The 25,739-nt window shown below is 65.7% G+C and carries 26 protein-coding genes; 9 read left to right on the top strand and 17 right to left on the bottom strand.

Annotated features, from left to right (window positions below; translation table 11 throughout):
• Positions 1 to 5: 5 nt before the first annotated feature.
• From K7H93_RS12395 to rpsU, 8 genes are all read right to left on the bottom strand, one after another.
• Entirely contained in the window at positions 6 to 767 is a 762-nt protein-coding gene (locus K7H93_RS12395) for a GDSL-type esterase/lipase family protein (protein ID WP_230783887.1), read from the bottom strand.
• Complete coding sequence (gatB, locus tag K7H93_RS12390; RefSeq protein WP_230783886.1) at positions 764 to 2,263, bottom strand: Asp-tRNA(Asn)/Glu-tRNA(Gln) amidotransferase subunit GatB; 1,500 nt, start codon at positions 2,261 to 2,263, stop codon at positions 764 to 766. Before gatB ends, K7H93_RS12395 begins: the two co-directional genes overlap by 4 nt.
• 54 nt (positions 2,264 to 2,317) lie before the next feature.
• Complete coding sequence (locus K7H93_RS12385) at positions 2,318 to 2,647, bottom strand: hypothetical protein (RefSeq protein WP_230783885.1); 330 nt, start codon at positions 2,645 to 2,647, stop codon at positions 2,318 to 2,320.
• Complete coding sequence (gene gatA / locus K7H93_RS12380) at positions 2,644 to 4,128, bottom strand: Asp-tRNA(Asn)/Glu-tRNA(Gln) amidotransferase subunit GatA (RefSeq protein WP_230783884.1); 1,485 nt, start codon at positions 4,126 to 4,128, stop codon at positions 2,644 to 2,646. The genes K7H93_RS12385 and gatA overlap by 4 nt, the downstream gene beginning before the upstream one ends.
• A gap of 127 nt (positions 4,129 to 4,255) precedes the next feature.
• Positions 4,256 to 4,558, bottom strand: a complete 303-nt coding sequence (gene gatC, locus K7H93_RS12375) for an Asp-tRNA(Asn)/Glu-tRNA(Gln) amidotransferase subunit GatC (RefSeq protein ID WP_230783883.1) — start codon at positions 4,556 to 4,558, stop codon at positions 4,256 to 4,258.
• Between the two features lie 44 nt (positions 4,559 to 4,602).
• Positions 4,603 to 6,297, bottom strand: coding sequence for a DUF4153 domain-containing protein (locus K7H93_RS12370; RefSeq protein ID WP_230783882.1), 1,695 nt, complete (start codon positions 6,295 to 6,297; stop codon positions 4,603 to 4,605).
• Positions 6,298 to 6,336: 39 nt separating this feature from the next.
• Positions 6,337 to 6,945: an FKBP-type peptidyl-prolyl cis-trans isomerase gene (locus tag K7H93_RS12365; protein ID WP_230783881.1), complete on the bottom strand. Its 609-nt coding sequence runs from the start codon at positions 6,943 to 6,945 to the stop codon at positions 6,337 to 6,339.
• A 162-nt stretch (positions 6,946 to 7,107) separates the two neighbouring features.
• The gene (gene rpsU / locus K7H93_RS12360) at positions 7,108 to 7,311 is read right to left on the bottom strand and encodes a 30S ribosomal protein S21 (protein ID WP_010239009.1); all 204 of its coding nucleotides are present in this window, start codon (positions 7,309 to 7,311) and stop codon (positions 7,108 to 7,110) included.
• A 224-nt stretch (positions 7,312 to 7,535) separates the two neighbouring features.
• Here rpsU and crcB point away from each other — a divergent pair, with 224 nt between their 5' ends.
• From crcB to K7H93_RS12330, 6 genes are read left to right on the top strand one after another with little or no spacing between them, the layout of a single operon-like run.
• Entirely contained in the window at positions 7,536 to 7,946 is a 411-nt protein-coding gene (gene crcB, locus K7H93_RS12355; protein WP_050775883.1) for a fluoride efflux transporter CrcB, read from the top strand.
• A 3-nt stretch (positions 7,947 to 7,949) separates the two neighbouring features.
• The gene (locus K7H93_RS12350) at positions 7,950 to 9,116 is read left to right on the top strand and encodes an RluA family pseudouridine synthase (RefSeq protein WP_230783880.1); all 1,167 of its coding nucleotides are present in this window, start codon (positions 7,950 to 7,952) and stop codon (positions 9,114 to 9,116) included.
• Positions 9,116 to 9,715, top strand: a complete 600-nt coding sequence (locus K7H93_RS12345; protein ID WP_230783879.1) for an FMN-binding negative transcriptional regulator — start codon at positions 9,116 to 9,118, stop codon at positions 9,713 to 9,715. The genes K7H93_RS12350 and K7H93_RS12345 overlap by 1 nt, the downstream gene beginning before the upstream one ends.
• Entirely contained in the window at positions 9,712 to 10,371 is a 660-nt protein-coding gene (locus K7H93_RS12340; protein WP_230783878.1) for an HAD-IA family hydrolase, read from the top strand. The genes K7H93_RS12345 and K7H93_RS12340 overlap by 4 nt, the downstream gene beginning before the upstream one ends.
• Complete coding sequence (locus K7H93_RS12335) at positions 10,361 to 10,603, top strand: hypothetical protein (protein WP_230783877.1); 243 nt, start codon at positions 10,361 to 10,363, stop codon at positions 10,601 to 10,603. The genes K7H93_RS12340 and K7H93_RS12335 overlap by 11 nt, the downstream gene beginning before the upstream one ends.
• On the top strand, positions 10,600 to 11,301 hold the full coding sequence (locus K7H93_RS12330; RefSeq protein ID WP_230783876.1) for an ATP12 family chaperone protein: 702 nt from the start codon (positions 10,600 to 10,602) through the stop codon (positions 11,299 to 11,301). The genes K7H93_RS12335 and K7H93_RS12330 overlap by 4 nt, the downstream gene beginning before the upstream one ends.
• 49 nt (positions 11,302 to 11,350) lie before the next feature.
• On the opposite strand, the gene K7H93_RS12325 is transcribed toward K7H93_RS12330, so the two are convergent.
• Genes K7H93_RS12325 through K7H93_RS12310 form a run of 4 tightly spaced genes read right to left on the bottom strand, consistent with a single transcriptional unit; the run spans position 11,351 to position 14,906 of the window.
• The gene (locus K7H93_RS12325) at positions 11,351 to 11,935 is read right to left on the bottom strand and encodes an ABC-type transport auxiliary lipoprotein family protein (protein WP_230783875.1); all 585 of its coding nucleotides are present in this window, start codon (positions 11,933 to 11,935) and stop codon (positions 11,351 to 11,353) included.
• 29 nt (positions 11,936 to 11,964) lie between these two features.
• A complete protein-coding gene (locus K7H93_RS12320) occupies positions 11,965 to 12,918 on the bottom strand; it encodes an MlaD family protein (RefSeq protein ID WP_010239020.1) in 954 nt (317 codons plus the stop codon).
• 42 nt (positions 12,919 to 12,960) lie between these two features.
• Positions 12,961 to 13,797 (bottom strand): ABC transporter ATP-binding protein, encoded by an 837-nt coding sequence (locus tag K7H93_RS12315; RefSeq protein ID WP_010239022.1) that lies wholly within the window; start codon positions 13,795 to 13,797, stop codon positions 12,961 to 12,963.
• Positions 13,794 to 14,906: an MlaE family ABC transporter permease gene (locus tag K7H93_RS12310; RefSeq protein WP_230783874.1), complete on the bottom strand. Its 1,113-nt coding sequence runs from the start codon at positions 14,904 to 14,906 to the stop codon at positions 13,794 to 13,796. The genes K7H93_RS12315 and K7H93_RS12310 overlap by 4 nt, the downstream gene beginning before the upstream one ends.
• 82 nt (positions 14,907 to 14,988) lie before the next feature.
• Here K7H93_RS12310 and K7H93_RS12305 point away from each other — a divergent pair, with 82 nt between their 5' ends.
• The 3 genes from K7H93_RS12305 (at position 14,989) to K7H93_RS12295 (ending at position 19,573) form a co-directional block, all read left to right on the top strand.
• The gene (locus tag K7H93_RS12305; RefSeq protein WP_230783873.1) at positions 14,989 to 17,781 is read left to right on the top strand and encodes a valine--tRNA ligase; all 2,793 of its coding nucleotides are present in this window, start codon (positions 14,989 to 14,991) and stop codon (positions 17,779 to 17,781) included.
• Positions 17,782 to 17,833: 52 nt separating this feature from the next.
• Entirely contained in the window at positions 17,834 to 18,649 is an 816-nt protein-coding gene (locus K7H93_RS12300) for a M90 family metallopeptidase (protein ID WP_230783872.1), read from the top strand.
• A 189-nt stretch (positions 18,650 to 18,838) separates the two neighbouring features.
• Positions 18,839 to 19,573, top strand: coding sequence for a 7-carboxy-7-deazaguanine synthase QueE (locus tag K7H93_RS12295; protein ID WP_230783871.1), 735 nt, complete (start codon positions 18,839 to 18,841; stop codon positions 19,571 to 19,573).
• 48 nt (positions 19,574 to 19,621) lie between these two features.
• Here the strand turns inward: K7H93_RS12295 and K7H93_RS12290 are convergent, their stop codons facing one another.
• The 5 genes from K7H93_RS12290 to K7H93_RS12270 form a co-directional block, all read right to left on the bottom strand.
• Positions 19,622 to 21,313 (bottom strand): ATP-binding protein, encoded by a 1,692-nt coding sequence (locus K7H93_RS12290; RefSeq protein WP_230783870.1) that lies wholly within the window; start codon positions 21,311 to 21,313, stop codon positions 19,622 to 19,624.
• Between the two features lie 102 nt (positions 21,314 to 21,415).
• A complete protein-coding gene (locus K7H93_RS12285; RefSeq protein WP_054526730.1) occupies positions 21,416 to 22,186 on the bottom strand; it encodes a TIGR02186 family protein in 771 nt (256 codons plus the stop codon).
• A gap of 2 nt (positions 22,187 to 22,188) precedes the next feature.
• On the bottom strand, positions 22,189 to 23,103 hold the full coding sequence (locus tag K7H93_RS12280; RefSeq protein ID WP_010239036.1) for a sulfite exporter TauE/SafE family protein: 915 nt from the start codon (positions 23,101 to 23,103) through the stop codon (positions 22,189 to 22,191).
• A gap of 64 nt (positions 23,104 to 23,167) precedes the next feature.
• Positions 23,168 to 24,307: a hypothetical protein gene (locus K7H93_RS12275; RefSeq protein ID WP_230783869.1), complete on the bottom strand. Its 1,140-nt coding sequence runs from the start codon at positions 24,305 to 24,307 to the stop codon at positions 23,168 to 23,170.
• On the bottom strand, positions 24,304 to 25,701 hold the full coding sequence (locus K7H93_RS12270) for a glycosyl transferase family protein (RefSeq protein ID WP_230783868.1): 1,398 nt from the start codon (positions 25,699 to 25,701) through the stop codon (positions 24,304 to 24,306). Before K7H93_RS12270 ends, K7H93_RS12275 begins: the two co-directional genes overlap by 4 nt.
• Positions 25,702 to 25,739 lie beyond the last annotated feature (38 nt).

Genomic DNA, 25,739 nt, shown 5'->3' with positions numbered 1-25,739 from the left:
CGCGCTCAGTTCGCAGTCTTGTGAAGATCCGCAGGCAAGGCACGCACCAGCGCCTCTACCCCACGCGGATTGAGATGCGTGCCATCCTCGGAGAATTCCTCGCGCAAGGCACCACCGGGAGCCAGAACCGGGCGCAGATCGACGAAGCGTGCGTTCGGGCCGGGGTTTGTCGCCAGCATCGCGTCGAGCGCGGCGATGGTCCGGTTGGCATCCAGGCAGTAGTCCGCAGAGGCGGTGCATGGCAGGGGCGAGAGCACGGTGACCGCGATACCCGCATCGTCCAGCCCGGCAACCGTGGTCAGGATATCGCGGTGGATCGTTTCGGCAGATCGCCCCGCGACCGCATCGTTGATGCCCACCAGAAGGATCGCCCGATCCGCCCTTGCAGCGATCACCGAATCCAGCCGATCGGGCAGCCAGGCGGCATAGTCGCCGGGGATCGCGCGGTTGGAGATCTCCACCCCCGGCAGCCAGTCGCGCCACTGGACCCGGCCGAGGATCGAGTCGCCGACCATCACGATGTCGGCCTGGGTTGCCGCAGCTGCAAAGAAATCGACCTGTTCGCGGTAACTTGCGGGCCGTTCCTTATCCTGAAGCGCAAGCGGATCGGCATCCGGCCCGAACGTCGCCAGCTTCAGATCGATATATTGCGGATAGGGAAACACGCCGCGGGTGACCGCGACATGGCCCCATAGATAGCCCAGCGCCACCAGCCCCAGCGCAACCAGCGCGCGAAGCCAGTATCGCCGGACTATGGCGAAGCTCACCCCAGCTTGTCTTTCAAGATCTGGTTGACCACCGCCGGGTTGGCCTTGCCCTGCATCGCCTTCATCGTCTGGCCGACGAAGAAGCCGAACAGCTTGTCCTTCCCGCCGCGATACTCCGCCACCTTGTCTTCGTTGGCGGCAATGATCGCGTCGATCGCTTCCTCGATCGCGCCGGTGTCGCTGACCTGCTTGAGGCCTTCGCTATCGGCGATTTCTTCGGGGTCGCGGCCGGTCTTGAGGACGATCTCGTAGATTTCCTTGGCCTGTCCGCCCGAAATCTCGCCCTTGTCCTGCATCGCGAGGATGCTGGCCTGCGCCTCTGCGGTGGCGTGCGCAGGATCGGCTTCCTCGCCGAGCGACTTCATCACGCCCGGCGCGACCGACAGCGCCCAGTTGGCGACCTGCGTGGCGACCGTCTTCTCGGGCTTGCCGATCTTCGCCGCGGTGGCGGAGAGCAGCGTTTCGAAGCGGCCGAAGGTTTCGACCTCGGCGGTCAGCTCGCGCGCGTTGTAGGGTGTGAGGCCCAGCTCGCCTTCGTACCGCGCGCGCTTGGCGTCGGGCAGCTCGGGCAGGCTCTCGCGGCATTCGCTGAGGAAGGCATCGTCGAGTTCGAGCGGCAGCAGGTCCGGATCGGGGAAGTAGCGGTAATCGTGCGCATCTTCCTTGCTGCGCATGGTGCGCGTGGTGCCGGTGGCGACATCGAACAGGCGTGTTTCCTGGTCGACCGTGCCGCCGCTTTCCAGCACATCGACCTGCCGGTTCGCCTCGTATTCGATGACCTGCATCACGAAGCGCACGCTGTTCACGTTTTTCGTCTCGGTCCGCGTGCCCAGCTCGCTATCGCCGACCTTGCGCACGGAAACGTTGACGTCCGCGCGCATCGAGCCTTCTTCCATGTTGCCGTCGCACGAGCCGACATAGCGCAGGATCGACCTGAGCTTGCGCACGTAAGCGCCCGCTTCGGCGGGCGAAGTCATGTCGGGCTTGGAGACGATTTCCATCAGCGCGATGCCCACGCGGTTGAGATCGACATAGGACATCGTCGGGTGCTGATCGTGCATCAGCTTGCCCGCGTCCTGCTCCACATGAATACGCTCGATCCCGATGACCTTGTCCTCGGGAATGCCCGCCTTCTCGTCCGCCTCGATCAGCAGCTGCCCCTCGCCCACGATGGGGTGGTAGAGCTGGCTGATCTGATATCCCTGCGGCAGGTCGGCGTAGAAGTAGTTCTTGCGGTCGAACCGGCTCCACGCGTTGATCTGCGCTTCGATGGCCATCCCGGTGCGCACCGCCTGCCGGATGCACTCGCGGTTGGGCACGGGCAACATGCCCGGCATCGCGGCATCGACAAGCGAGACCTGCGTATTGGGCTCGGCCCCGAACTCGGTCGACGCGCCGCTGAACAGCTTGGCGTTGGAGGTGACCTGCGCGTGAACTTCGAGGCCGATCACGACCTCCCATTCGCCCGTTGCGCCCTGGATGCGGTAGTTAGTCATGTTTCTGGCCATTCGGTAAGTTAGTTCTCGCAACCAAACGATTAGCGCCAACCGCTAAAAAAACCAAATCATTAATATTGCAACAATGTTTCCTGCGGCATTTTCGCCAAAACTGTGGTTCAACATTTGATTCGGCAAAAAAGCAAAAAACAAGAAACCGATGACTGGCAGCAAATATTTCCATCCAGCTTTCTCAATAGGCCATTTCATAACGACCTGAATGAAAATTATAGAAACTGTGAGAAACCCGCAAGCAATTACAACGTCGATGCCAGACTGCTCAAACGCAACTTGCGCAGACATCACTCCCAGAAAGGCGCCGAAAATAGCGCCCATAACGGTGTTGATCGCACCAGCTACATCTCCAATCCAGTTGCTGCTCACCACCACTTCTCCGGCTTCGCGTCGAACCCGCTGCGCTGCTCGATCGCCAGCCCAGCGTTGAGCACGCCCTGCTCGTCGAATGGCTTGCCGACGATCTGAAGGCCCAGCGGCAGGCCGTCGCCGTTGAGCATGGCGGGCACGCTCATCGCGGGCAGGCCCGCCAGCGAGGCAGGCACCGCGAAGACGTCGTTCAGGTACATCGCCAGTGGATCGCCATCGAAGCCGCCCAGCGGGAAGGCCGCGTTGGGGGTGGTCGGGGCGAGGATCAGGTCGCACTCACCCCATGCCTTCTCGAAGTCCTGCGCCACCAGCGTGCGGATCTTCTGCGCCTGCGTGTAATAGGCGTCGTAGAAGCCTGCGCTGAGCACATAGGTGCCGATCAAGATGCGGCGCTTCACCTCGTCGCCGAAGCCCGCCGCGCGGGTCGCCGCGTACATGTCCTGCAGGCCAGCCCCTTCGGGCAGGTCGCGCAGGCCATAGCGCACACCGTCATAGCGCGCGAGGTTGGAGGAGGCTTCTGCCGGGGCGATGATGTAATAGGCGGGCAGCGCGTACTTGGTGTGCGGCAGCGAGATATCGACGATCTCCGCGCCCGCATCGCGCAGCCATTCCTTGCCCCGCTCCCAGCTGTCGAGAATCGCCTGGTCGGTCCCCTCCATGCGGTATTCGCGCGGAATGCCGACCTTCTTGCCGGTGAGATCGGGGTTCAGGCCCTTCTCCCATTCGGGCACGGGCATATCGAGGCTGGTCGAATCCTTAGGGTCGAACCCGGCCATCGCCTCCAGCATAATCGCGCAATCGGTGACGTCGCGCGCCATCGGCCCCGCCTGATCGAGGCTGGACGCGAAGGCGACCACGCCCCAGCGCGAGCAGCGCCCGTAGGTTGGCTTGATGCCGGTGATGCCGGTGACGGCGGCAGGCTGGCGGATCGAACCGCCGGTATCGGTGCCGGTCGCCGCCGGCGCTAGCCGGGCAGCGACTGCGGTGGAGGAGCCGCCCGAAGACCCGCCGGGGATCAGCGCGGCATTGCTGCCTTCCTTCTTCCACGGCGAGAGGACGTTGCCGAAATAGCTCGTCTCGTTCGACGAACCCATCGCGAACTGGTCGAGGTTCAGCTTGCCCAGCATCCCCGCGCCCGCCTTCCACAGGTTGGCCGATACGGTGCTTTCGTACTGGGGCATGAAGCCTTCGAGGATGTGGCTGGCGGCCGTGGTCTGCACGCCGTCGGTGCAGAACAGGTCCTTCATGCCGATCGGCACGCCGCCCATCTTGCCCAGCTCCTCGCCCTTGGCGCGCTTCGCGTCGATCGCGTCGGCGGCTTCGAGCGCCTTTTCAGGCGTGGCGACGATGAAGGCATTGAGGTCCTTCGCGGCGGCGACATTGGCGTTGAAGGCTTCGGCCACTTCGCGCGCGGTGAAATCGCCGCCGGCGACCCCGTCACGGATGGCTTTGACGCCGAGATTGGTAAGGTCTTCGCTCATTTAATATCCGTTCGTCCTGAGCCTGTCGAAGGGCGAACCCATCGGTCCAGGCCATGCCCGCGCTTCGGAGTCGGAGACGGCGCTATGCGCCCCGGCTCAGCACGAGCGGGAATTTCCGAGACCGAGACTACTCGATCACCTTGGGCACGCCGAAAAATCCGTGCTCTGCCGCGGGCGCATTGGCGAGCACATCCTCGCGCCGGCCACCGGCGGTCAGCGGATCGGCATCGACCACGTCGTCGCGCAGCCGCATGGCTTGCGGGATCACGGCGGTCATCGGCTCGACCGACGAGGTATCGACCTCGCCCAGCTGCTCGACCCAGCCCAGGATATTGTTGAGTTCGGGGACCATGCGATCGAGCTCCGCGTCATCCATCCGGATGCGCGCGAGGCTGGCGATCTTGGCCACTTCTTCGCGGGTGATTGACATGAAGCTGCGTTAGCCGCGCCGCACCGCAGCATCAAGCGGGCAGATTACTCGAAAGGCTCGCCGACCGGCACACCGTCCACATAGATCTGCCGCCCCCGATATTCGCGCACCTCGACGTCGGCATCCCCGATCTGCGTTTCGGGATCGATCGCGCGTTCTGGTGCGGTCGGGGGATCGGGCACGCCGTCGTCCCCGAAACTGAGCTGCTGCACGCCCTGGATCGAAACCAGCGCAACCCGGCGGTCATTCCCATACGCGCCGAGATCGATCGCCACGCATTCGAGATGGCAGAGCCAGGGCTGCTCCTCGATCTGCGTCTCCACCCAATCGCGCAAATGCGGGTCGGCAAAGCGATAGTCGACCGCCGCCGGCCCGGCGGGACGGTCCTCCACCGCATAGCGGCTTTCGCTGTCGCGCGCCTCGATTGCAGCCACGCGGACGTCCACCTTGTCCGACTTCGCGAGCCGCTCCAGCGCCTCTCGTCCCGGCTCGCCGAAGTCCCAGCGCAGCGCGGAGAAATCGAACTCCTCCACCGAAATCGCGCCGCTCTTCAGCCGTGCGAGCTGGTCGCTGGTCGAGATCGCGCCGAAATTGAGGACAGGCAGCGCAAGGAACAGCGCGAACAGAGCCGTCCCCAGCCCCAGCTTCAGGTTCGATGCCCGCAGCCGGTCGCGCCAGCTTCCCCGCGCACCCACCAGCGCGTCGACGAAATAGGCGAGCCCGAAGGCGACCGCGACGATCAGCGAACACACCGCCCACAGCCGTTCGGGCGAAAGCCCGTGCTGGTCGATCCGCACGCCGGTGGAGATCGCGGCGAACACCGTCAGCGGCAGGACGCCGAGTACCAGCGCATAGCCCGACCATTTGAGCACCGGCCCGCCGACCATGTCCGTATCCCGGTCGCGCAGCACCGCGTTGGCGAGCACGTAGGCGCCAATCGCGATGGAGAGCAGCACCGGGGTCGCGCTGTCGGTGGCGTTCCACAGCACGCTCGGCCCCGAGACGACCACCGCGCCGAGGAACACGGCGATGGCCACTGCGAGCGGGAGTGCGAGGATGGAGAGCACCAGCAGCACGACCGATTGCAGCGTGCCGATGATCTTGAGCTGGTTGCGCAGCGTGCCCAGCCCCGCACCCAGCGTGAGGCCGGCATAGGTCGCGGTGAACCAGTCCTGCTGCACCAGATCGCGCAAGGGAATGCCCACCAGATCGAACAGCGATGCGAGCAGCCAGATCAGCAGCCAGGCGATCAGGAAGAACGCGAGTGCACCCGCGCCGGTGATGGCGTCGGTCCACACGAAATAGTGGATGTCCTTGTAATCGGTCCGCATCCGGCGATGGAGGAAATCGGCCTGGAACAGCGGCACCGCGAGCAGGCAGGCGAATACCCCGGCGGCGATGGCATAGCCGCCATCGGCGATATCATTGCCCGCGCCGACCGCACGCCAGGTCAGCCCGCCGACGATCAGGCCGGTGACGAGAGAGAAAATCGCAGGGGCAAGGTATCGCCCACGCTCGGCAGTGAAGACGAAGGCGCCACACGCGAAAGCGATGAACGCGGCCCCCGCCACGCGCGGGCCGCTGTCGTTCGCATGGTGGAGCAGGAGATGGATGGCGAGGCCTGCCACGCCGAGCAGGCCTGCAAACAGCCAGGGGCGCAGGTGCCACAGCGATTCGGCCCGGTTGCGGGCGGTGGCGGGCTCAGCCTCGCCACCATCCATCGTCTTGTCGTCACCCATGGTCCGCTCCCCCATCAAGGAGCGGCGTCTATACGCGCCTTATTGCGGCGGGGCAGCCCCTTCCGGCATCGGCGCGGCGTCGGGCGGCGGCAGGTCGCCCGGGGCCATGCCCGGCATCGCGCCCTGCTGCTGCATCAGCGCGGTGATCATCGCCACGCGCCGGTCGAATTCCTCGCGGCTCATGAAATCGATCAGTTCGACATCGAAGGTCAGATCGGCGTTGGGCGGGATCGGTGCGCCAGCGGGCGGCTCTGCGCCGTAGCCCTGGTCGGCGGGGATGTGCAGTTCGTACTTGCCGCCCTTCTGCATCTGCTTCGCGCCTTCGGTGAAGCCGGGGATCATGTTGCCCAGCGGCAGCGGGTTGCCTTCGGGGAAGATGCCCTGCGCCTGCGGGGGCAGCGGCAGCGGGCGCGATTCGTCGAACACGGTGCCATCGTCGAGGCGGCCGACATAGTTGACGAAAATCACGTCGTCCTCGCTCGGGCTGGGGCCGGTGCCCGGCTGGACCACGGTCAGCTCGACACCCTTGGGCGAAAGGCTCCACGCGAGCAGCACCGCCAGGGCGACTGCGACGATGACGCCGATCCACAGCTTGGCGAGCGAGCCCTTCGCAATCGGGCGGAGGGGGACGCGCGTAATTTCTGTCATCTGGTCGGATCCTGGAAGGCTGTTTGAAGCAATACTGGATGAATGGCGCGCACAAACGCCAAACGGCTCGCGCCCATCTGGCGCAAGCCGTTCACCAGTTCAAGGCTGGGCGTTCAATGCTGTGGGCGGGCACGCTGCACGGATGCAGAGCACCCACCGGGCCTAGCGGCCGTCGCGCTCTGCGCGCTTGCGCTCGAGCTTGCGAGCGCGGCGAACGGCGGCAGCCTTTTCACGGGCGCGCTTTTCGCTCGGCTTTTCGTAGTGGCGGCGCAGCTTCATCTCGCGATAGACGCCTTCACGCTGCAGCTTCTTCTTGAGTGCCCGCAGCGCTTGGTCGACATTGTTATCGCGAACGATGATTTGCATAAAAAGAAACGCCTTTCAGTTCATAGCCCTGCGATTCGCGCCGAAGCACGAAAAGCCCGGAATTGTCACATGGAAGAGGCCGGCAACGCCGAAGCGGCCAGCTTCAATGGGCGCTACATAGCCAAAATGCGCCCATCGCGCAAGCATCTGCGCGTTTCATTTGCGCTGCCATGCGCGTGCCCGCTTGGCGCGGGGCTCGCGCAAAGATAGGGTTGCACGCGAAAATGACCAGTCTTTCCCCCATCACAGCCTCTTTATGCGTCGCATTCGGCGGCGGAATGGGCGCACTGCTGCGCTACCAGCTGGGCCGCGCAATGACCGCGCTGCTCTCGATCCAGCCAGTCGGTGGCTTCCCCTGGCCCACTTTTGCTGCCAATGGCATCGGTGGGCTCGGCATGGGGCTGCTGGTCGGGTGCCTCGCACGCGGACTGGGCGGCGATTTCGAAGAGCCTGCCCGGCTGATGCTGGGCGTCGGCCTGCTCGGCGGGTTCACCACATTTTCCTCCTTCAGCCTGGAAACCTGGCTGCTGATCGAGGACGGCCAGCTGGGCATCGCGCTGCTATACATCGCTGCCTCGGTCGTCCTGTCGATCGCCGCGCTGGTTTGCGGCCTCACCATCACACGAGTGTTCTGATCAATGCCGGAAAATGAAAAACGCCCCGAAAAGGGAGAGGTCCGGCAATACACCGTGGCCGAAGATGACGAGGGCGTGCGGCTGGACCGCTGGTTCAAGCGTCACCTGCCCGAAGTCGGCTTCGCCACCGTCGCGCGCTGGGCGCGGACCGGGCAGATCCGGGTCGACGGCGCGCGGGCAAAGCCCGACGACCGGCTCACAACGGGCCAAGTCCTGCGCATACCGCCGGGCAATCCGGCGCGCGCCAAGGCCCCACCCCGCCGCCGCGAGCTGACCGAGGACCAGAAAGCGCAGACGCGCGCGATGGTGATCAAGGAGACGCCGAACGCGATCGTGCTCAACAAGCCGCCCGGTCTTGCAACGCAGGGCGGCAGCAAGACCTTCAGCCATGTCGACGGCCTGCTCGACGCCTTTGTGGAAGGCGACGAGCCGCGCCCACGGCTGGTCCACCGGCTGGACAAGGATACCTCGGGCGTTCTGCTGATCGCGCGCACGCCCGGGAGCGCGGCGGCGTTCAGCAAGCGGTTCGCCGGGCGCAGCGCCAAGAAGGTGTACTGGGCGCTGGTGGTCGGCGTGCCCGAGCAGCATGTCGGCGAGATCGACGCACCGCTCGCCAAACAACCCGGTACCGGCGGCGAGAAGATGCATGTCGACACGGAAGGCGGCCAGCCCGCCAAGACCCGCTACCGCGTGGTCGAGCGGGCGGGCAACCGCGCCGCCTGGCTCGAACTCGAACCGCTCACCGGCCGCACCCACCAGCTGCGCGTGCATTGCGCGGCGATGGGCCACCCGATCGTAGGCGACGGCAAGTATGGCGGTCAGGAAGCCTTCCTGACCGGCTCCGTCAGCCGCAAGATGCACCTGCATGCGCGCCGCCTGATCATCAGCCAGCCCGGCGGCGGCCAGCTGGACGTCACCGCCGAACTGCCCGAGCACTTCGCCGCGACGATGGAGCAGATGGGCTTCGACCTGTCGCTGAGCGATGCGGACCCCTTGCGCGAAGAGGCCCCGCCCAAGACCAAGGCGGAGAAGAAGCAGGACGCGAAGCAGCACGCCAAGCAGTACCGCAAGGCGCGCCGGGGCGAACGCCGCTCGCGCACCGTCTCCAAGGCGACCGCCAAGAGCAAGGCGCGCGCCAAGCCGAAGGGCAAAGGTGGGGGCAAGCGCTGATGCACCCCAACCCGCTGTTCCGGTCCGATGATCGCCAGCTGTTCGAAACGCTGATCGACCAGATCGGCTTCGGGATGGTGTTCCTGACCACGCCCGACGGCCCGCGCGTGGCGCATACCCCGCTGCTTTCGACCGGAGACGGCGCGGTGCAGTTCCACCTCGCACGCGGCAATGCGCTGACCCGCCATCTCGACGGCGCGACCGCGCTGATCACTCTGAACGGCCCGGACGCCTACGTCTCCCCCCGCTGGTACGACAACCGCGATACGGTGCCTACATGGGACTACGTCGCGCTGGAGCTGGAAGGCCGCGTGCGCCGGATGGCGGATGAGGGGCTGGAAGCCTTCCTGCACGCTGCGATCGCCAAGCACGAGGCGCGGATCGAGGGCGAAGCCTGGCGGGCGGAGGAATCGAGCGAGGCGACCTGGGGCCAGCAGTTCCGGGGCATCGCCGGGTTCGAGATGGAGGTGCAGGCCTGGCGCCCCACCCTCAAGCTGTCGCAGAAGAAGAGCCCCGAAGAACGCGCGCGGATTGCCGATGGACAGGAAGCCGCCGGCAGGCCCGCCCTCGCCGCGCTGATGCGGAGCCTCGGCGCATGAGCGTGCGGCTCGCGGTGTTCGATTGCGACGGCACGCTGGTCGACGGGCAGGCGGCGGTGTGCGATTCGATGGAGGTTGCTTTTGCCGAGGTCGGCCTGCCGCAACCGAATCGCAACGCGGTGCGGCGGATCGTCGGCCTCAGCCTGCTGCAGGCGGTGCGCCAGCTGGTCCCCGAGGCGGAGCACGAAACGACGCTGGAAGTGGTCGAGGCCTACAAGGCCAGCTTTCGCGCGACGCGGGAAAGCGGTGCCCTGCGCGAACCGCTCTACCCCGGCATTCGCGAGACGCTGCACACCTTGCGCGATGCGGGCTGGAGCCTTGCGGTCGCGACCGGCAAATCGGATCGCGGGTTGATCGCCACCCTCGCCGCCAACGACCTGTCCGACCTGTTCGAGAGCCTCCAGACCGCCGATCGCCACCCGTCCAAGCCGCATCCCGCGATGCTGGAGGCGGCGCTGGTCGAATGCGGTGCGCAGGCGAGCGATGCGGTGATGATCGGCGACACCTCCTTCGATATCGACATGGCGAAATGCGCTGGCGTAGCGCCGATCGGCGTCGCCTGGGGCTACCACGAGCCTGCCGAGCTGCTGCGCGCAGGTGCGGTCTCGGTGGCCGATGCGCCCAGCCAGCTGACGGAGTTGATCCTTGCCCGATAAGATTCCCGAACATGCGCCCGACCATGCTGGCCAGGAGCGCGCCGCGCGCCGCTACTGGCTGCTGCAATTCATCCGCCTAGCGGGCATCTTCGTCACCTTCACCGGCGCGATGATGGTCGCGGACCGGATCGAGGGCGGCGCATTCGGCCCGATCCTGTTCGTCGCCGGGCCGCTGCTGTTCTTCATCGTGCCCGTCCTGCTCGCCAAGCACTGGAAGCGGCAGAAGCCGTGAAGCGATTCTGGAAAGAGGCGACGCTGCGCGCAGTCGATGGCGGCTGGCAGGTCTGGCTGGACGAACGCGCGGTAAAGACGCGCGGCGGTGCGCCGCAGGTGGTGCCGACCCGCGCACTGGGCGAGCTTCTGCGCGCCGAATGGGCCGCAGCGGGCGAGGAGTTCGCCCCCGAAGACCTGCCGCTGCGCGATCTGGCCGACCGCGCGATCGACACCGCGCGCGCAGCACCCGAACCGATCATCACCCGCCTGCTAGGCTTCGCCGATGGCGACACGCTGTGTTACCGGGCGGAGCCTGACGAGGCGATCGCGCACCGGCAGGCCGAGGTGTGGGAGCCGATCGTCGGGAGGATCGAGGCCGATCTGGGCATCCAGCTGACCCGCACCCACGGCATCCTCCACCGCCCTCAGGCAGAGCAGAGCCTTGCTGCGATCCGCAGCCGTCTGGAAACGGAGAACGCCTTCGCGCTGGTCGGACTGGACATTGCCGCATCGCTGGCCGCATCGCTGTGCATCGCGCTCGCCGGGCTGGACGAGGATGCAGACCCGCAGGCGCTATGGGGCGCGGCCAACCTCGAACAGGACTGGCAGGCAGAACGCTGGGGCTTCGACGAAGAGGCGCTGTCGCGCCGCAACGAACGCGAAGCCGAGTTCACCAAGGCGCTGGCCTTCGCGCGCGCGGCTCGCGCAGAGGACTAGGCGCGCTTCCCTGCCGGGATAGCGTGGATGCCTGCGGGCAGACTGTAGCTTAGCGACCGATCCAGTCGGCCACGTCGATCGCGACCTGGTTTGCCGCATCGTTCAGCGCAACGCCGACCGGCGAAGCCTCTGCGGGAATACCGGGCACGCGCGAGGTGAAGCGGCGGGTCTGCAGTTTCCCGCCATTCTCGCGGATCGCGTCGTAGGTGACGACGACCGCGCCACTGCGCGCATCATAGCCGAATTCGCGCAGGGTTCCGCGCAGCACGCTGTCCGACGCGGCGCGGCTCTCGACATCGTCCAGCACCAGCCGCCCGGTCCGCTCACGGATCGTGGTGACGAGCAGGTTCTGGAACAGCTTGCTGGGCCGGTCGACCCACACCGCATCCTTCAGATAGGCGATGGTCGAGGGATCGACCTGCACCGGCACACGGGTGACGGAAAGGCTGCCCGGCACCTCCGGCTGGCGCACGGTCAGCACGCCGCTCGCCTCGCCTCCCGGCCCGGCGCCCTCGGCGATCTGGACCGACGGCGTCAGGGTGAGCAGCGCGGGCGGCGGATCTTCGCCGAAGCTTATGCAGCCGCCCAGCGCGAGCGCGGCGGTGGCCATGATCGAAAGGCGCAGGCTGGCCATGCGAGGCATGCGGGTTGCGGGCACGTCGATCAATCCTCCGGTTCGTAATCGGGCAGCTTGGGCGAGTTGATCAGGTCGGAAGCGCCCTTGTCCTCGATCCGCTGGGTCAGGCTGCGCAGCGAACGGCTGGTCGCCTGCAGGTCTTCCAGCGTGGCATTCGCACTCGGCAGGGTCTTTTCGTTGAGCGAGCGGACCGCAGGCTGCGCCTGTTCGAGCGTCTGGTTGAGCGTGTCGGCCGCCTGATTGGCTTTCTGCAGCGTCCCGCGCAGCTCCTTGGCCAGCGATTCGCCCTCGTTGTTGAGCAGTTCGTTCGCCGAATTGGTCGTCCGTTCGAAGGAATCGAGCGCTTCGCTCGCCTCGCGAAGGGTGATCTGCATCTCGGCAAGCGCGCCCTTAAGCTGCGGCGTGGCGTCCGCGACATCCGCAGTCACCCGGTTGGTGTTGCGCAGGATGCCCGAAAGTTCGCGCTGGTTGTCGTCCGACAGCAGCATGGTCAGCCGCTCGGTCAGAGTCGACAGGCGCTCCAGCAGCAGCGGCGCATTGGCGAGGATTTCGCCGAACCCGCCGGCCTTGGGCGGAATCACCGGCGCGCCTTCGGGGCACGCGGTGGTTTCGCAGGTGATCGGCGGGCGGCCCTTGCGCGCGCCGTCGAGCAGGATGGTCGAAACCCCGGTGAAAGAGCTCTGCACGGTGGCGGTGGTGCCGACCAGCACGGGCACTTCGGGCTTTACCGCGATGCGCACGCGGACGAATTCGGGATCGGTCTCCCACAGCGAGATGTCGCGCACCTGCCCCACCGGCACCCCGGCGAAGGAGACCGAGCTGCCATTGGCAAGCCCGGCGACCGACTGCTTGAAGAAGATGTCGTATTCCTTGCGGTCGTTCTCGCCCAGTCCCGCGATCCACACGATGAACAGCGCGAGCGCGGCGAGCAAGAGGAGCGTCACCGCACCCACCCAGACATGGTTGGCTCTTGTTTCCATGTGCGTCCCTATGCCCGCGAATGGACGGGCTTGTCCATCGCGCTAACCATCCACCGGCTTCCCCTGCGCCGCACGCCCGCGCGGGCCGTTGAAGTATTCCTGAATCCAGGGATGGTCCATTTCCAGAAGTTCGGGGATCGTGCCCACCGCAATCACCTTCTTGTCGGCCAGCACCGCCACCCGGTCGCAGATCGCGAACAGTGTATCGAGGTCGTGGGTAATCAGGAACACGGTCAGCCCCAGCGTTTCCTTCAGCCCGCGCAGCAGCTCGTCGAAGGCCGAGGCGCCGATCGGATCGAGCCCGGCGGTCGGTTCGTCCAGAAACAGCAGTTCCGGATCGATCGCGAGCGCGCGGGCGAGCCCGGCGCGCTTCTTCATCCCGCCGGAAAGTTCTGACGGGAACTTGGAGGTCGCTTCCTCGGGCAGCCCCGACATGACGACCTTGTAGCGCGCGATCTCGCGGGCGATCTCCGCGTCGAGGTCGGGGTAGAACTGCGTGATCGGCACTTCCACGTTCTCGCCCACGGTCAGGGTGGAGAACAGTGCCCCACCCTGGAACAATACGCCCCAGCGGTTGCGTACGCCCAGCGCCTCGTCCGGTTCGGCGTCGGTCATCGACTGGCCGAAGACCTCGATGTGCCCATCGTCGGGCTGCTGGAGGCCGATGATCGAGCGCATCAGCACGGACTTGCCCGTGCCCGACCCGCCGACCACGCCGAGAATCTCCCCGCGCTTCACATCCAGATCGAGGTCTTCGTGGATCACCTGATCACCGAAGGAATTGACCAACCCGCGCACGCGCACAGGGTACTCGCCCTGAAACCGCTCGTGCCGCTCAGGCTTTTCCTCGCCGAAAATCTCGTTGACGATAGTGTTCATCCCCAGCCGATCCCGGTGAAGAACACCGCAAAGAATGCGTCGAGCACGATGACCGTGAAGATCGCCTGGACCACCGCCTTGGTCGTGCGCAGCCCGACTTCCTCGGAATTGCCGCGCACCTGCATCCCCTGATAGCAGCCCGACATGCCGACGATCAGGCCGAAGACCGGCGCCTTGATCATCCCCACCCACACATCGTGGGCCGGCACGACCTCGTGGATGCGCATCAGGAAGGTCCAGAAGGGAATGCCCAGCATCACGTCGGACACCACCGCGCCGCCGATGATCGCCATGCACGAGGCATAGAAGCCCAGCAGGATCATCATGAACACGCAGGCGACCAGCCGCGGGATCACCAGCACCTCGACCGGCGAGATGCCGATCGTGCGCATCGCGTCGATCTCTTCGGTCAGTTTCATCGTGCCGATCTGCGCCGCGAAGGCGGATCCGGATCGGCCCGCGACCATGATTGCGGTCATCAGCACGCCCAGTTCGCGCAAGGTGATTCGGCCGACCAGGTTCACCGTCAGCGCCTCGGCCCCGAAGGCCTGCAGCTGCACCGCGCCCTGCTGCGCGATGACGATCCCGATCAGGAAGCTCATCAAGCCGATGATCGGCAGCGCGTTGACCCCGACCGATTCGAACTGGTGGACCATCGCGCGATGGCGGAACCGGCGCGGGTGGCGAATCAGCGAGGCAACGCCCGCCAGTATCTGCCCGAAAAAGCCGACCACGCGGACGATCCCGTGCCCGGCTTCGAACACTTTTTCGCCCATTGCTTCGGGCGCGCGCGTCAGCAGCGGCAGCCGCGGGGCGGAGATATCGGTGCTGTTGGCGCTCTCGCCCACCGCAGTCAGCAGGCGGTCGGCCCGTTCGCTGGCATTTTCGATCGAGGCGGAGTGATTGCGCGCCAGCGTGCAGGCGAACCAGGCACCGACCGTGTCGATCTCGCTCACCTCGGCAAGGTCGATCACGTCGATATCATCGTCCAGCTTGCGCAGGCCGCGGTCGACATTGGCGATGGTGGACAGCAGGTACGGGCCTTTGAGCCGCAGGACCGTGCGCCCCCCATCCCCCTTGTCCAGAGTATAGTCCGCCTCGGTCGCCATCGGGCAACGCTATGCGGGCAAAGCGTTTTGATCACAAGCCGTGTGGTGACAATCGCATGTTACGCTGCTTATGGCACACACCATGACGAACACGCTTTCCACCACTTTCGACCCCGCCGACATCGAAGCGCGCTGGTACGCGCATTGGGAACAGAATGGCTGCTTCCGGCCCGAACGCCCGGACGCGGAACCCTTCACCATCGTCAACCCGCCGCCCAACGTCACCGGCAGCCTGCATATCGGCCACGCGCTGGACAATACCTTGCAGGACATCGTGGTCCGTTACGAACGGCTGCGCGGCAAGGATGCGCTGTGGGTCGTGGGCATGGACCACGCAGGGATCGCCACGCAGATGGTGGTCGAGCGTCAGCTTGAGGCGAAGCAGGACAAGCGCACCAACTACAGCCGCGAGGACTTCATCCAGAAGGTGTGGGACTGGAAGGCGGAGAGCGGCGGGGCCATTACCGGCCAGCTGCGGCGCCTTGGCTGTTCGATGGACTGGTCGCGTGAACAATTCACGATGGACGAGCACTTCAGCAAGGCCGTCACCAAGGTTTTCGTCGACCTCTATAACGACGGGCTGATCTACCGCGACAAGCGGCTGGTGAACTGGGACCCGAAGCTCAAGACCGCGATCTCTGACCTCGAGGTCGAGCAGCAGACGATCGCCGGCAGCTTCTGGCACTTCCGCTACCCGCTGGAAGACGGCGTGACCCTGGCCGACGGGCGCGATTACATCGAAGTCGCCACCACCCGCCCCGAAACGATGCTCGCCGATATGGCCGTGGCGGTCCACCCGACCGACGAACGCTACAAGAGCGTCGTCGGCAAGCACGTGATCCTGCCGATCACCGGCCGCCGCATCCCGATCGTGGCGGACGAGCATGCGGACCCTGAGCTGGGTTCGGGCGCGGTGAAGATCACCCCTGGCCACGACTTCAACGATTTCGAGGTCGGCAAGCGCGCCGGGTTCAAGCCCGCCGAGATGCTCAACATGCTCGATGAAAACGGCGATGTCGTGCAGACCGCCGACGGGCTGGTGCCGGAAGAATTCATCGGCCTGCACCGCTTCCGCCGCGATGAAATCAACGGCGCGCGCGAAGCAGTGGTCGCGCGGCTCAAGGCCGACGGCTACCTGATCCCGCACGTCGCCAAGACCAAGAAGGGCGAAGAGGTCGAGCACGACGCCGAACCGCGCCAGATCGCGACGCCTTTCGGGGATCGCGGCGGCGTGGTGATCGAGCCGTGGCTGACCGACCAGTGGTATGTCGACGCCGAAAAGCTCGCGGTGAAGCCGATCGAGGCGGTGCGCTCGGGCGAGGTCGAGATCGTCCCCAAGACCTGGGAAAAGACCTTCTTCAACTGGATGGAAAACATCCAGCCGTGGTGCGTGAGCCGCCAGCTTTGGTGGGGGCACCGGATTCCGGCATGGTACGCCGATGATGGCCGCGTGATCGTGGCCGAGGATGCCGACGCGGCGCAGAGCCTCGCCGGGCCGGGCGTTGCTCTGGTGCAGGACGACGACGTCCTCGACACGTGGTTCTCTTCCGCCCTGTGGCCCTTCGCCACGCTCGGCTGGCCGGAAAAGACCGACCTGCTCGAAAAGCACTACCCCAACAACCTGCTCGTCAGCGGGTTCGACATCCTGTTCTTCTGGGACGCGCGGATGCTCATGGCGGGCTATTTCAACACCGGCAGCAAGCCGTGGGAAAAGCTGTACCTGCACGGTCTGGTCCGCGCCGCCGACGGCTCCAAGATGAGCAAGTCGAAGGGCAACGTGGTCGATCCGCTGATCCTGATCGACCAGTACGGCGCGGATGCGCTGCGCTTCTTCATGGCGGCGATGGAAAGCCAGGGCCGCGACATCAAGATGGATGAGAAGCGGGTCGAGGGATATCGCAACTTCGCCACCAAGCTGTGGAACGCGGTCCGCTACTGCCAGACCAACGGCATCGGCGCCTCGCAGAGCATCGCTGCGCCCGACGCCCGCCTCGCGGTCAATTCGTGGATCATCGGCGAGGTGATCGAGACCAAGGCGACGATCGAGAAGGCGCTGGCCGACCTGCGCTTCGACGCCGCCGCCAACGCGATCTACCACTTCGTGTGGGACCGCTTCTGCGATTGGTATCTGGAGCTGATCAAGCCGGTCTTCGCCGCCGATGGCGCGGATGCGGACAGCCCGCCCGCGCAGGAAACCCGCGCCGTGGCAGGCTGGGCGATCGACCAGATCCTGGTCATGCTGCACCCCTTCATGCCCTTCGTCACCGAAGAGCTGTGGCATGCGCAGGCCGAGTTCCAGGGCGGCAAGCGCCCCTACGAGCTGGTGGTTGCCAAGTGGCCCGATCCGCAGGCCGAGGTGGATGGCGATGCAAAGGCTGAGATCGATTGGGTCATCGATCTCATCAAAACTATTAGGTCTGCTAGATCGACTGTAGGCGTACCGGCGAGTGCAGTTCCCATCATGAGTGTCTTCTACACCGATCCAAGGGTGAACCGCTTTTATGAGCCAAATATCTCGAAAATTAAGAGGATTGCTCGAGTAGAGACGTTTTCAGTGGAAGACCGTTTGGCGCCTGGAACAAACGAGCGTCTCCAATCCCATCGCGCAAAAAAGGGTGCTATCGGAATTGAGGCGGAAGGTTTTAGCGCCAACATTGAGCTCTTTGGCGTGATCGACATCGAAGCCGAAAAAGCCCGTCTGACCAAGGCGATGGAGGCCAGCCAGAAGGAGTTCGGATCGCTCGACAAGCGGCTTTCCAACCCCTCCTTCGTCGAAAAGGCCAAGCCCGAAGCGGTCGAGAAGGCGAAGGCGGACGCCGCGTTCCACGCCAGCGAGATCGACCGCCTGCGCGCGGCGCTGGCACGGCTGGGGTAAGCCGGAGGATCGCCCTCTACGAAAACCGTGAGAGCGATCCTACTTCTGCCCAATGACGCCCTGGATCATTCTTGGCATTGCGCTGCTCGGTGCCGCTTTCGCGCTTTACCGAGGCTACGCTAAGCGGCGCAAACGCAGGGCGTTGCTGGCGTCCGCGCTCTCGGCGGAGCAGCGTGCGACGGTCGAGAGGCTGGTGCCGCTTGTGCGTCGCCTGCCCGAACCCACACGGGCCGCGCTGGAGGGGAAGATCAACCTCTTCCTCGACCAGATCACCTTTCGCGGCCAGAACGGGCTCGAAGTCAGTGACGACATGCGGCTGTCCATCGCGGCGCAGGCGTGCCTGCTGATCGTCAACAGCCCGGTCTGGTACGATACGCTCAGAAACGTGCTGATCTATCCGTCGGCCTTCCTCACCAACCGCAACACGCACGACGGCCAGTTCGTCCACGAGAACAGCCACGCGACGCTGGGTGAAAGCTGGGCCCGTGGCCCGGTAATCCTGGCGTGGGACCATGCGCTGCAGGGCGGGCTCGACGCCGAAGACGGGCACAATGTCGTGATCCACGAATTCGCGCACCAGCTCGACGGGCTCTCGGGCCACACCAACGGCATCCCGCTGCTGCGCAAGGGGCAGGCCTATGCGGGTTGGGAAAAGGCCATGCTCGACGCCTTTCAGGATCAGGTCCGGCGGGTCGAGAACGGCCAATCCACTCTGATCGACCCCTATGGCGCGACCAGCCATCAGGAGTTTTTCGCCGAAGCGATCGTCACCTTCTTCGAGCGACCTCTCGCGATGCGCGACCAGATGCCCGCGCTGTACGAGCAGCTGGCAAGGCTGCTCGCGCTGGACCCCGCCCAATGGGACTGATTGCGCGGGCGGGCGGCATCTGTACCCCACCGACTGCCGCGCGATTTCCTACTGCCCTGATTTCTGGCAAGACCGAGTGATGATCGCCCTTCCCACCACCACCGGCATCCGTGTTGCACACGCCCGCAACGGGGGCAGTTTTTCACCCCCTGGACTGTGTGTCAGGTGTGTCAGGAACCCTACAGCGCGATGAGCCTCGTCCTAGCCACCGACGACACCGGCGGGCCGGAGATCTTCGCCTCGGTACAGGGTGAAGGGCCGAGCGCGGGCGAGCCGACCGCCTTCGTGCGCCTGTCGCGCTGCAACCTTGCCTGCGTGTGGTGCGATACCGCCTATACCTGGCACTTTGCGGGTGACGAGCGGCCGCATCGCTCGGGCCAGACCTTCGATCGCAAGGCCAATCAGGTGACGCTGGAGGTGGAGGATGTCGCCGCGCGGATCGCGGCGCTGGGCCAGCGGCGGCTGGTGGTGACCGGGGGCGAGCCGATGTTGCAGGCCCCCGCGCTGGCGCAGCTGCTCGCGCTGCTGCCCGACGTGACGGTGGAGATAGAGACCAACGGCACCGCCTTCCCCCCGCCCAAGCTCGAAGTGTGGGTCGACCAGTTCAATATCAGCCCCAAGCTCACCCATTCGGGCAATGCCCGCGCACTGGCGATCGTGCCCGCGGTGCTGCGCCGATACGCCAGCGACGGGCGCGCGTTCTTCAAGTTCGTGGTCGCAGAACCTGCCGATGTGGACGAGGTGCGCGAGGTCGTGCGGGCCAATGCCCTGCCGCGTGGCCGCGTGTTCGTGATGGCGGAAGGCACCGATGGCGCGACCTTGCGTGCGCGGCAGGAATGGCTGGTGCCGCGTTGCCTCGAACACGGCTACCGCCTGTCCGACCGGCTGCATATCCATCTGTTCGGCGATACGAGAGGAACCTAGCCTGTCGGTGCAGACCGCCGACCGGTTCGCGCCAGCGAACCCCAAGAGTTACGCGTGCGATCTCCAGCGGCGCACGACCCGCTCGATCGCCTCTTCCTCGCCGCCGGATTCGCTCCACAGCGCGCTGAAGCTGGGGTCTTCGGAGGCGGGGCGGCGGTGCTCTTCCAGCGTGTCGAACGCGGCGCGGATGGGGATTGTCACGCCCTCGCCGCAGATGATGCACTCGCGGTTGCGCAACGCGGGGATCGCATCGAGGAAGCCGCGCGCCCCTTCGGGCATCGCGGCCTTGACGAAGGCCTGGTCGCGCTCGTTGTTGAGCCGCATGGAGATGATGGTGCCGCATTGCGACAGCACGCCCTCGGCCAGGTCCGACGGGCGCTGTGTGATCAGGCCCAGCGCGACGCCGTACTTGCGCCCTTCCTTGGCGATCCGGCTGAGCACCTTGCCGACCGAGGAATTGTCGAAGTTCTTCTCGTTGGGCACATACCGGTGCGCCTCTTCGCACACCAGCAGGATCGGGCGGGTGCGCTCCTCGCGCGCCCATACGGCATAGTCGAACACCAGCCGGCTGAGCACCGCGACCACAGTGCTGGTGATGTCCGACGGCACGCCGGACACGTCGATCACGCAGATCGGCTTGCCATCGGTCGGCAGGCGGAAGATGCGCGAGAGGAACTCCGCCATCGTGTCGCCGACCAGCATGCCGGAGAACAGGAAGCGGTAGCGCGGATCGGACTTCACCTCGTCCAGCTTGGCCTTGATCCGCATGTAGGGCGCGGTGCCCGAAGCCTTCTCGAGCTCGCCCATCTCCTTGTTGAGCGCGGCGCTGAGGTCCGAGAGCATGTAGGGCACCGGGGAATCGACGGTGATCTTGCCGAGGTCCTCCGCTATCCGGTTCTTGAGCCGCGCGGCGAGCAGGCACTTGGCGAGGATGTCCGCATCCCCCTGCCGCTCGTTCCCGCGACTGGTGAGCAGGATTTCGCAGTGCTCCTCGAAGTTCATCAGCCAGTACGGCATCTTGAGGTTGCTCACATCCAGCGTCGCGCCGTTCTCCTTGAACGCGCTCGCATATTCGCCGTGCGGATCGACCATGATGACATGGCCCTGCGGCGCCGCTTCGCAGATGCGGTGCAGGATCAGCGCGGTGGCGGTCGACTTGCCCGTGCCCGTCGAACCCAGCAGCGCGAAGTGCTTGCCCAGCAGCGTGTCGATATAGAGCCCGGCGCGGATGTCGCGCGTGGGAAACACCGTGCCCACTTCGATATAGGAGCGTCCATCGCTCGCGAAAATGTGCCGCAGATCGCTGGTGCTGGCGGGAAATACCATCCCGCCCGGCACCGGATAGCGCGTGATGCCACGACGGAAGCCGTGGATCCGCCCGGTCAGCTTCTCTTCCCGGCCTTCGCCGAGAAAGTCGATCTCGGCAATGATCCCGCCGGTACCGCGCCGGTCGCGGCGCTGGCTGCGAATGGTGGCGAGCAGCCAGTTCTCGCCCGCGCGAATTTTCACCTGGCTGCCGACCTGGCCCGAGGCGATGATCGCGGGATCGGTGTCCTGCGCGCATTCGGAAAGCCGTTCTGGATCGAGCGCGACGATCGCGCCCGCGCCCGATACGTCGAGGACCACACCCATCGGTTGAAGCGCGTTGTTGGCCACCGGCGCACGAACGGTATCGTCGTGGTCGACCGGCGCAGAGAGATCTGCACGCCCCCTGAAACCAAGCCCCCCGAGATCCGTCATCGTGAATTTCCCGCCCTTTTTGCGTGGCTCCGTCCGCTTGGAACCAGCGCTTGCGGTAACCGCGCCAGGGTTAAAAACCGGTCAAAATCATCGGGAAGAGGATTACGACCTGTTGAACAGGCGCCCTGCAAGCCAGCCCATGAACAGCGAAAGCGCGATCGCGACGAGGCCGTAGAACAGCGGTTCGCGGTCGGCGAAGACCTCCACAAACCGCTCGAACCCGACCTTGCGCACCGATACCTCGGCCACCGCGCTGGCGAGCACGCGCCCGTCGCGCACTGCGAAGGTTTCCGCAGTGTACTGCCCGGTCTGGACATTGGACGGCAGGCCGATCCGTGCCTGATACAGCACGCCTTCGCGCACCTGCACGCCATCCTCGATCGTGCGATAGAGGCCCTGCCGCTCCCTCAGGTCGACCAGTCCGGCGCGAAAGCGCGCCTGCTCTTCGGGATCAATCGATCCGGCCGGGCTGAGCTGGATGAACTCCGTCCCGAACTCGAAGATCGCCGCAGTCTTCTCATCCACGATCTGGTCGATCGGGCGGCTGGATGCGACTGCGAAATAGCTGGGGGCGGAGCGGAACGCGGTGCTTTCCGCATTCATCCAGATGCCGCCGATCTGGCGTTTCTCACGCAGGCGGATCGACTGGCTCGGCCCCTTCAGCACCACGATCACGTCGAAGTCCTTCTCGCGGCCCGTGGGGTCGATCACAGCGCCGAACAGCAGCAGGTCAGTGCCGGTAAAGCCTTGTCGCACCTGGACTTCCCTTTGCGACACTTCGGGCACCAGCACCGGGTCGGGCGAACCATTGCTCTGGCCGCACAGCGCGAACAGGCACACGATCGCAAAGGCGAAACGCCAGGGCGCGGTCATGGTCACAGATTGACCACCGAATACACCTCGTCCGGCTGGATGCTGAGACCGAACAGCATCCTCAGCGCGACCAGCAGCACGATCGTCGCCAGCGCAAGACGCAGCCAGTCTGGTTTCAGCTTCAACGCGATCCTTGTGCCGAACTGCGCGCCGAGGACGGAGCCGACCAGCAGCAGCGCCGCCAGCACGAGGTCGACCGCCTTGGTCGTCAGCGCATGAGTCATGGTCGATGCCATGGTCACGAACAGGATGTTGAACAGCGAGGTGCCGACCACGACCTTGCCGCTCATCCCGAGGATATAGAGCATCGCCGGCACCAGCATGAAGCCACCGCCAACGCCCATAAGCATGGTCAGGATGCCCACGCCGGTGCCCAGAATCAGCGGCGCGAGCGGAGAGATATACAGGCCCGAGCGATAGAACCGCCAGCGATAGGGCAGCGCGGCGACCAGCGGGTGGTGGCGCCGCTTGGCCGCACGTTTGAGGCCCTTGGACTGGCGGATGTTCAGCGCAGCCAGCGCCTCGCGCATCATCAGCGCACCGATCGAGCCAAGCATGAAGACGTAGAGGATGTTGATGACCACATCGATCTGACCGATCGACTGGAAGAAGCTGAACAGGGCGGCACCGATCAGCGCGCCGAAGATGCCGCCCACCACCAGCACGCCGCCCATTCGGTAATCGACCCCGCCGCGCCGGTTGTGCGCGAGCACCCCGGAAACGCTGGCCCCGGTCACCTGGGTTGCGGCGGATGCGGCGGCAACGGTCGGCGGTATGCCGTAGAAAATCAGCAGCGGCGTGGTCAGGAACCCGCCGCCGACCCCGAACAGGCCCGACAAGATCCCCGTCAGCGCGCCGAGCGCGACGATGACCAGCCCGTTGACCGAGAGATTAGCGATGGGAAGATAGACATCCATTTTCGGGGTCGAGCCGTAGTCCTTTCGCCCCTGCGAATAAAGCGTCCCTCGGCTAAATTCGGTACTAAAAGGATGCCGCCAGCGTCACCGCAAGTCCATCGCCCGGCAACGCATCGCCTGCGACCCTCAACCGGTAGTCTACCGAGCCGCGGAGGGTCGTCCTCCCGGTGGTCAGGGTTGCACTCGCCGTCGGGCCGAGATCAAGCCGGGTGGCACCGCGCTGCGCCCCGCCCCATGCGCCGCCACCGATCGCCACCTGCCCCCTCTCGCTGCGAATCACGGGTGCTTGCAGCGTGACCCTGCCATCGACGAAGCCGGTGGCGTAGTCGCCACCCACGTAGCCAGCCTGAAGATAGCCTTCCGCCTCTAGCACTGGCCCGACCTGACTGCGCGGGAGCCCGGTTACGACATAGGCGGCGGGGCGCACCTGGGTACCGCCGGGGCGGTTGGTCACCCGCAGCTCGCCATGCACGCGCAGCGGGACGTTTCGTGCAAGACCGATACTGACGCCTGCCGCCGCCTCGCTCTCGCCACCGGGGACCAGCGCCTTGCTGGCGCGGGCATAGGCCGTCGGCTGCAGCGCAGAGCCCGGGACAAGCGAGTAACGCGCCACTGCACCGATCTGGTCGCTGCCGTAGCTTGCGGGATTGACACTCGCCAATCGCGGGCCGGCCCCTCCCTGGCGGACCAGCAGCCACGCATCGGCGGACCAGCGATCCACCTGCGCAGACCGCGATCGGGGGTGTGGGACCGAGGCCTGTATCCACCCTCTCCGCTGTTCGGGCGAGACCATCGCAAGGCGATCATAGGGCGGCACCAACCCGAAGGCGGCGGCATAGAGCAACTGGTGATTGGCAGAGAGGTTCGATCGGGCAAGCTGCGCAGCCGCGGGAGTATGGGCCACAATGGCCAGCGAAACGCCTCCCTCGCTGCCTTGGACAGCACTGCCGGAGGCAACGGCATCTCCGCGTGTTCCCACCAGTTCGGCATGCAATTGCTGCAACGTATCGGCCTGCGAAACCCCATCGGGGTCCGAACCGGGTGCCTCCTCCAACGCATCTGTCCGGGCTTTGGCGAACAGTCCACCGGGCGGTGGCAAAGCGAAGGGTATCTCCCAGAACGAGGCGCGAACGCCGACCCACGCTGCGAGGATGGCGAACATCGCCATCAGCGGGCGCCCTCCCCTGCGGCCCGACCCGATCATGCCAGCATCTCCTGCGAGACCGCAGGATGTTCGCGATGCTCGGTCTTGTCCCACCGCAGGGTCCCGCCCAGCAGGCTGAACACATATTGAGCGACCGCACGGCGCGCAGCCATGATCGCGATGATGTTGCTCAAGGGAATGCGCAAAACCGCGCGCATGCCCTCCCTTGGCCCGTACTCGCGCGCGGTGAACAGCGCGCGGCACGCCGCCCGCCAGCCAAGGCTTGCCGCGTTGGCGATCAGCAGCGCCTTGGTTGCGGGGGTGACGACCGGCGCGCGCGCCAGCCCCAGCTGGTGGGCGATTGCCAGCCCACCGGTCAGGAAGACGAGCACATAGGCGACGAACAGCACCAGCGCCGAGAGCGGCCCGCGGCGGTCGCGAAGCCGCATCCAGCCGTCGAGCGGCCGCCCACTCCAGCCCATCCGATCCCACCCCTGCAGCGCGATGCCGCATACCCAGCGGGTCTTCTGCCGGACCGCGGTCTCGAGCGTGCGAGGGAAGAAGGCACGCGTGGCGATCAACCGCCCGTCATCTCCGCGTACCCGAACGAACTTCGTCCTGCCGCCAGCTTCCGCGATCTTGAGCCCCAGTTCGTAATCCTCGGTCAGGCTACTAGCGTCGAACGGTCCGCTGCACCCACTCTGGACGTCGAGCAGGGCAAGCCGCTCGCGCGAGACCGCACAGCCCACGCCTGCCGAGGGAAAGCCTGCGCGCAGCCAGTCGCGCACCACCATCGCCTTGGCATGCGCCTCGGCAAACTCGTCGATGTAGTGGCCCGATACCCAGCGCGACCGGCGCTGGCGCATCGGCAACACGGGCAATTGCAGCAGTTCGGCTTTTGCCAGCCCCGCATCGAGTAGCGGCAGGGCGGCAGGGTCGACCATGTCCTCCGCATCATGGATCACCACCATCCGGAAGCGCATCCCCTCGCGCCGTTCGTCCTCCTCGATCGCGCGATAGAGGCGGTTCATGCAGTCCGCCTTGGTCGTCGGACCGCGTGCCGAATGGACCACAATGCGCACCCGCGACTGGCCCCGCGCGGCCCGCGTTGCCGCCCCGATGGTTGCCGGATCATTGGCATAGCAGCCAATGTAGAGGCGCAGCTGAGCCTGCGGCCATGCATCCAGCAGGTGCCGCATCGTCGCGCCGATCACGTCGTCTTCGTGCCAGGCAGGGATGATCGCTGCGGCCGGCCCGGCAATCGCGCGCCCTTCGACAGCAGATCGATCGATCCGGGGCGTGCAAATACGCCCGCGCACGCGTCCGACCAGATAGAGCGCGTCGATCGCGAGCTCATCGAGAGTACCGAGAAGAAAGAAAAGGCTCGCGAACAGAAGCAGTTCGTGCTGGAGCAGGACGAGCCAGTCGACTGGCGTTAGTTCCGCCGCTAGCATGCTGCCCGGTCCCCCCTTGCCCTCAGGTAGCAACCTAT

This window comes from Citromicrobium bathyomarinum (genome assembly GCF_021021475.1).
Taxonomy (GTDB): Bacteria; Pseudomonadota; Alphaproteobacteria; order Sphingomonadales; family Sphingomonadaceae; genus Alteriqipengyuania; species Alteriqipengyuania bathyomarina.
This window is presented reverse-complemented; position numbering and strand designations above follow the sequence as displayed.